The following is a 5,320-nucleotide window of genomic DNA, read 5'->3' as shown; positions in this document are numbered from 1 at the left end:
ATCCTGCCGTTCAGCCCCGCAGCGCGAGGATCGCGTCGGCGCTGCGCTCCGCGTTGGCGAAGGAGTCGACGGGGAACGGCGGCTCGGCGACCGTCGACGCGTTGTCCTGCTCCCAGATGCCGTGCTGGCGCCCGGACCCGTTCAGCGCGCCGAGGAACGCCTGGTAGTCGAGGTCGCCCACCCCGAACTCGACGATGTCGTAGCCGTTGGACGACTGCGGGTTCACGCGCCCGTCCTTGAGGTGGAACAGCGGGTAGCGGTCCCGGTGGTCCAGCACGTACTCCACCGGCTCGAACCCCGGGTAGAGGTGCCGGCCGACGAACGCCCAGAACACGTCCATCTCGAGGAAGACGACCGCCGGGTCCGTGTTCTCCAGGAAGACGTCGTACAGCCGTGTCGCCGGGTCGTCCGTCGCGAAGCCGAACTCGTGCTGGTGGTTGTGCTGGTAGAACTTCAGCCCGCGCGCCGCGGCCGCCGCGCCGAACCCGTTGAACTGCTCCGCGGCCTCGAGGTAGCCGCCCACGGTGCGGTCGTTCGTCGGCGCGTTCGCCGTGCCGACGTGCCCCATGCCGAGGGTCTCGGCGATGTCGAGCTCGGCCTCCAGGTTCCGGGCGTAGTCGGCGATCCCCCGGTGCGACCCCACGGCGACGAGGCCGTTGTCGTCCAGCAGCGTGCGGATCTCGGCCGGCGTGATCGCCCCGACCGCGCCCTGCGTGTACCCGGCGAACTCCACCTCCCGGTAGCCGAGCGTCGAGAGCCGCTCGAAGACCACCCGGAACCCGAGCGCGTTGACCTTGTCCCGGATCGAGTACAGCTGGATGCCCAGCTTGCCCGGCGGGACGAGCCGGCGTCCCCCGCCGGCCGCGAGCGCCGACGAAGCCGTCGCCCCGCCCAGGCCCACGGACGTGACGGTCGCGGCACCCACCGCGACGGTGGAGCCCGCCAGACGCAGGAACGTCCGGCGGTCGAGCTCGGTACGACTGGTCATGCTGATCCCCTTCGATCAGGACGCCGGACCACCCGGCGCCACGCTGTCGCGAGCTGTCACGAGCTGCGGGAGGTCGGTCTCAGCGCTGCGAGAACGCCGCGTCGAAGGCGGCCTCCGGGGCGTCGAACGCGAGCCGACGCACCAGCTCCAGGGCCTCGGGGGCGCCGACCAGACGGTCCATGCCGGCGTCCTCCCACTCGATCGAGATCGGCCCCGCGTACCCGATCGTGTTGAGCATCCGGAACGCGTCCTCCCACGGGACGTCGCCGTGCCCCGTGGAGATGAAGTCCCACCCGCGCCGCGGGTCCGCCCACGGCAGGTGGGACGACAGGCGGCCGTTGCGGCCGTTGCCCATCCGCTTCTTCGTGTCCTTGCAGTCCACGTGGTAGATCCGGTCCTTGAAGTCCCAGAGGAAGCTCACCGGGTCGAGGTCCTGCCACACCATGTGCGACGGGTCCCAGTTGAGGCCGAACGCCTCCCGGTGCCCGATCGCCTCCAGCGTGCGCACGGTGGTCCAGTAGTCGTACGCGATCTCGCTCGGGTGCACCTCGTGCGCGAACCGCACGCCCACCTCGTCGAAGACGTCGAGGATCGGGTTCCACCGGTCGGCGAAGTCCTGGTAGCCCGCCTCGACCATCGCCTCCGTGGCCGGCGGGAACATCGCCACGTACTTCCAGATCGACGACCCCGTGAAGCCGACGACGGTGTCCACGCCGAGCCGCGCCGCCAGGCGCGCGGTGTGCTTCATCTCCTCCGCCGCGCGCTGCCGCACCCCCTCCGGGTCGCCGTCGCCCCACACGACGTCCGGCAGGATGTCGCGGTGCCGCTCGTCGATCGGGTCGTCGCAGACGGCCTGACCCTTGAGGTGGTTGGAGATGGCGTACACCTTCAGCCCGTACCGCTCCAGCAGGTCGAGGCGGGACTGCACGTACGCGTCGTCGTCCCACCGCCACGGGTCCAGGTGGTCGCCCCAGCAGGCAAGCTCGAGGCCGTCGTAGCCCCAGCCCGAGGCGAGCCGGGCCACCTCCTCCAGGGGCAGGTCGGCCCACTGGCCCGTGAACAGGGTGATCGGTCGTGCCATGGTGCGGTTCTCCTCGTCGAGATCGGCGGTGCGGGTGGAGGCGTCGGGCGGGACGTGGTCAGCCGGGCAGGTCGACCCAGGTGTGGCCCGCGTCGGAGCTGCGCTCGACGGCGTCGAGCACGCGCTGCACGGCGAGGCCGTCGGCGAACGATGGCGTCGGCTGCTTCCCGGCCGCCAGGTCCTCGACGAGGTCGACGACCTGGTGGGTGAACGCGTGCTCGTAGCCGAGCCCGTGCCCGGCGGGCCACCAGTGCCCGCCGTAGGGGTGCTGCGGCTCGGTGACGACGATGCGACGGAAGCCCGCCACCTGCGCGTCGTCCTCCGCGTCGAAGTAGTGCAGGAGGTTCATGTCCTCGAAGTCGAAGGCGAGCGAGCCACGGGTGCCGCTGACCTCGAGCCGGATGGCGTTCTTGCGGCCCCACGCGTACCTCGTGGCCTCGAAGGTCGCCGTCCCGCCGCCCGACAGCCGCCCGAAGAAGATCGCCGCGTCGTCGACGGTGACGGGGCCGGTGCCCTCGCCCGCCTCCCCGGAGAGGCCGGAGAACGACGCCGGGACCGGCCGCTCGCGCACGAACGTCTCGAGCATGCCCGCCACGCCGACCAGCCGCTCCCCCGTGACGAACTGCGCCAGGTCGACGACGTGCGCGCCGATGTCGCCGAGCGCCCCGGAGCCGGCCTTCGCCTTGTCGAGCCGCCACGACAGCGGCGTGGCCGGGTCGGACAGCCAGTCCTGCAGGTACTGCGCGCGCACCTGCCGCACCTCACCGATCCGCCCCTGCTCGACCAGGCGTCGCGCGAGCTGGATCGCCGGGACGCGGCGGTAGGTGAACCCCACCGCCGCGTACACCCCGCGCGCGGCCGCTGCGTCGGCCGCCCGGACCATCTCCTCCGCCTCGGCCACCGAGTTGGCGAGCGGCTTCTCGCACAGCACGTGCTTGCCCGCCTCGAGCGCCGCGACGGCGATCTCGGCGTGCGTGTCGCCCGGCGTGCACACGTCGACGAGGTCGACGTCGTCGCGCGTCAGGAGCTCGCGCCAGTCGGTGACGGCGTCGTCCCAGCCGAGCCGGTCGGCGGCCGCCCGCACCCCGTCGGCGCTGCGTCCCGCCACGATCCGCATCCGCGGGGCGAGCGGGAGGTCGAAGAACCGCGGCGCCGTCCGCCACGCGTGCGAGTGCGCGGCCCCCATGAACGCGTACCCGACCATCCCGACGCCCAGCGTCGGCGTGCCCCCTGCCGTGGCGTGCTCGCTCATCGAGCGACCTCCGTTTCCTCGTGCGTCTGTCGTGCTTCCGTGCGTGCTCTGCGGGACCGGCCCGACCTCAGGACCGGAACCCGATGGACATGTACTGGTCGACGTTGTCCGCCGTGACCACCGGGGCGTACAGCTGGGTGGTGCGCGGGACCCCGGCCGAGACCAGGTCTCCCATGTTCTTGTTGTGCACCACCAGGCGGGCCAGCTTGATGCCGTCGGCCGCCTGCGTCGACGGGTAGACGACGGTCGCCTTCAGCACCGAGTCGTCCGCCTGGATGTGCTCCATGACGTCGAGGGAGCCGGCGCCGCCGACCATGAAGAACTCGTCGCGGCCGGCGTTCTCGATCGCGGCGAGGACGCCGACGCCCTGGTCGTCGTCGTGGTTCCAGATGGCGTCGATCTGAGGCTCCGCCTGCAGCAGGTTCGACGTCGCCGTCTCCCCGCCCTGGACCGTGAAGTCCGCCGCGACCCGGCGGTCGACGTCGAGCCCGCAGTCGGACAGCGCGTCCTCGAAGCCCTTGCTGCGGTCCTGGGTGAGCGGCAGCGACTCGATGCCCTGGATCTCCGCGACGACCGCGTCCGGGTTGTCGCCGAGCTGCTCGCAGATGTAGGTGCCGGCGCTCACGCCCATGCCGTAGTTGTCGCCGAGCACCGTGGCGCGCGCGGCGAACGGGCTGGAGAACTCGCGGTCGACGTTGATGACCGGGATCCCCGCCTCCATCGCCTTGGTCGCGACCTCCGTGAGGGCGGCGCCGTCGAACGGCAGCAGCACGATGGCGTCGACCTTGTCGTTGATGAACTGCTCGATCTGGCTGATCTGGACGTTGACGTCGTTCGTCGCCTCGGCCTGCCGGAGCTCGACGTCCGAGTACTGCTCGGCGGTGTCGACCGCCGACTTGGTGATGGCGCCCATCCAGCCGTGGTCGGCGGCGGGGGCCGAGAAGCCGATGACGACCGTGTCGCCCGGCTCGTCGTTGCCCTCGGCCGCGACCTGCGGCGCCGCCGAGCTCTCGTCCTCGGGCGGCTCGTTGCTGGTGCAGCCGGCGGTGAGCAGGACGGCGGACACGGCCACCGCGGCCACCGCGGCGCTGCGCCGGGCGGGACTGTTGAGCAGGGTGCGTGCGGACATGTGATCATCCTCGATTCGGTCCGGCCGACCCGGGCGGGTGGCCCGGTGCGGGATGGTGCTGGGTGCTGCAGGGACGTGCGGGGAGGGACAGAGCGGCGGCGCGTCAGGTGGACGCGGAACGCCGGGCGAAGCGCTGCTGGAGCAGCACGGCGACGACGATGATCGCGCCCTTGGCGACGTTCTGGGCCGAGATCGACAGGTTGTTGATCGTGAAGACGTTGGTCAGCATCGCGAAGATGAGGACGCCGATCACGGTGCCGACGATCGTGCCGCGACCGCCGATGAGCAGCGTGCCGCCGACGACCACGGCCGCGATCACCTCGAGCTCGTAGTACAGGCCGTTCGTGGAGGTGCCCGCCGTGGTGCGGCCCAGCATCATCACGCCCGCGATGCCGGCGGTCAGCCCGGACAGCGCGTAGACGTACAGCAGGTGGCGCTGCACCTTGATGCCCGCGAGCCGCGACGCCTCGAGGTTGCCGCCCACGGCCACCGTGCGCCGTCCGAAGGTGGTCCGGTTGAACAGGAACCACCCGGCGACGGCGACCACCGCGAAGATCCACACGAGCACCGGCACGCCGATGACGTCGGCGCGGAAGAAGTCCAGGAACCCGTCCACGCTGACGACCTGGGTCTGGCGTCCCGAGATCATCTCCGCGAGGCCACGGGCGGCGATCATCATCGCCAGCGTCGCGATGAACGACACGACCTTGCCGTACGCGATGATCAGGCCGTTGACGACGCCCGCCGCGGTGCCGACCGCGAGCGCCGTGAGCACCATGACGGTCCAGTGCACGTCCTCGGCCATCGTCTGCGTGGCAAGGGTGCTGGCCCACACCGAGGCGAGCCCGGTCAGGGACCCCACCGAGAGGT

At 71.4% G+C, this 5,320-nt stretch carries 5 protein-coding genes; all 5 read right to left on the bottom strand.

Annotated elements, in window-relative coordinates; translation table 11 throughout:
• Positions 1–10: 10 nt before the first annotated feature.
• Positions 11–988 (bottom strand): sugar phosphate isomerase/epimerase family protein, encoded by a 978-nt coding sequence (locus ACFWEK_RS18595; RefSeq protein WP_430547515.1) that lies wholly within the window; start codon positions 986–988, stop codon positions 11–13.
• Positions 989–1,067: 79 nt separating this feature from the next.
• Positions 1,068–2,069, bottom strand: a complete 1,002-nt coding sequence (locus ACFWEK_RS18590) for a sugar phosphate isomerase/epimerase family protein (RefSeq protein WP_430547516.1) — start codon at positions 2,067–2,069, stop codon at positions 1,068–1,070.
• Positions 2,070–2,127: 58 nt separating this feature from the next.
• Positions 2,128–3,321, bottom strand: coding sequence for a Gfo/Idh/MocA family protein (locus tag ACFWEK_RS18585; RefSeq protein WP_430554998.1), 1,194 nt, complete (start codon positions 3,319–3,321; stop codon positions 2,128–2,130).
• Positions 3,322–3,388: 67 nt separating this feature from the next.
• A complete protein-coding gene (locus ACFWEK_RS18580; protein ID WP_430554997.1) occupies positions 3,389–4,450 on the bottom strand; it encodes a substrate-binding domain-containing protein in 1,062 nt (353 codons plus the stop codon).
• A 103-nt stretch (positions 4,451–4,553) separates the two neighbouring features.
• Positions 4,554–5,320: ABC transporter permease (locus tag ACFWEK_RS18575; RefSeq protein ID WP_430554996.1), on the bottom strand; the 767-nt coding region annotated here is incomplete at its 5' end.

The organism is Isoptericola sp. NPDC060257, assembly GCF_042726645.1.
GTDB lineage: Bacteria > Actinomycetota > Actinomycetes > Actinomycetales > Cellulomonadaceae > Isoptericola > Isoptericola nanjingensis.
This window is presented reverse-complemented; position numbering and strand designations above follow the sequence as displayed.